Raw genomic sequence first — 894 nt, forward strand, 5'->3', positions numbered from 1 at the left:
GCGGGCTGGGCGGGCTGGGCGGGCTGGGCGGGCTGGGCGGGCTGGGCGGGCTGGGCGGGCACTGTGCCCGTCTGGACCTGCGCACGCCCGCGCGCCTCGACCTTTCTGAGACGTTGGTCGATCTACCCGCATGCTGATCGCGGACAGCGAGGGTAGATCGACCAACGTATACGCCCGACCGCCCCGAAGGGCCACGGGGCAACGGCGTCAGGTCCGATGCGGACAAAAACGCAGCGTCAGGCAACGTCCGCATATGTCCGGCGGCGCGACCGCCGTCACCCTCAAAGCTCACCCACAAACACGCGTGCAGAAGCGATGCTTGAAACTGCGCGAATCAGCGATCCACGAAGCATGCGAATGCATCCCGAAGTGTGGAAACGTGCCAATCCCAAAAATCTTCAGAGAGCGCTCCCCTGCGCATTCTTGCGCATGGAATCGCTCCCATATGCGTGCGTAATCGGTCGATGTACCGATCGTTGTGCAACATCTCACGTGACAGTGCCGAAATCCGGAAGGACGCCTTACGGTGTGCGGACCTAACGAGGACTTAGGCCGCCGCACCATGGGTATGGAGGCGTTGTGGAGCAGTTCGTCTACGACTTCGAAGAAGGCAACCGCGACCTCAAGGACCTCCTCGGGGGCAAGGGCGCCAACCTGGCCGAGATGACCAACCTCGGCCTGCCGGTCCCGCCCGGCTTCACCATCACCACCGACGCCTGCCGTGAGTTCCTGCGGACCGGGGAGGTGCCCGCCCGCGACGAGATCGAGCGGCACCTCGCGACGCTCGAGGACAAGATGGGACGGCGGCTCGGTGACGCCGCGGACCCGTTGCTGGTCTCGGTGCGGTCCGGGGCGAAGTTCTCGATGCCCGGCATGATGGAGACGGTGCTCAAC

Annotated in this window: 1 protein-coding gene; it reads left to right on the forward strand. The window is 65.2% G+C overall.

Annotation, left to right across the window (positions count from 1 at the left end; translation table 11 throughout):
• Window positions 1-579: 579 nt before the first annotated feature.
• The coding region (locus tag IEZ31_RS46850; protein WP_308429513.1) for a PEP/pyruvate-binding domain-containing protein at window positions 580-894 on the forward strand (315 nt) is incomplete at its 3' end.

Source organism: Dactylosporangium sucinum, from assembly GCF_014647515.1.
GTDB lineage: Bacteria > Actinomycetota > Actinomycetes > Mycobacteriales > Micromonosporaceae > Dactylosporangium > Dactylosporangium sucinum.